1 pseudogene is annotated in these 484 nt (G+C 71.9%); it reads right to left on the minus strand.

Annotated elements, in window-relative coordinates:
* Window positions 1-484, minus strand: a pseudogene (locus tag IG84_RS0137290) (ADP-ribosyltransferase); the annotation flags it as partial.

Here is a 484-nt window from a genome sequence, read left to right on the forward strand (position 1 = left end):
GATCTTGGTGAGGCCGGCGCCCGCGCCCTTGGCGACATACGTCATCGGGTCGATGACCTTGCCCGCCTTGCCGGCCACCGACAGCGCCTTGGCCACCGCACCGGCCTTGCCCGCACCCGCCGCCGCGCCGCCCGCACCGCCGGTGAAGACCGTGGTCAGCACGTTGAAGGTGACCGCACCGGCCGCGCGGCCGGGGTTCTTTCCCCATTCGTCCCAGGCCACCAGGGCCTTGCCGGTCTCCTTCATCGCGGTGCGCGAATCCCGCAGCCAGGAGGGCAGCTTGTCCTCGGGCAGCGCCCAGAACGCGGTGCCCACGCCGGGGATGGAGGAGATGGCCAGGCCGGTGGCCAGCTGCGCCAGCCCCTTCCACGCCTGGCCCATGGCGTCCCAGCCGCCGAAGCCCACCAGGGTGCCCAGGCCCTTGATGGTGCCCCAGATGCCGTCGACGATCAGGCCGTCCCACACGAAGGACTTCACCCAGTGG

Source organism: Streptomyces ochraceiscleroticus, assembly GCF_000720485.1.
Lineage (GTDB): Bacteria > Actinomycetota > Actinomycetes > Streptomycetales > Streptomycetaceae > Streptomyces > Streptomyces ochraceiscleroticus.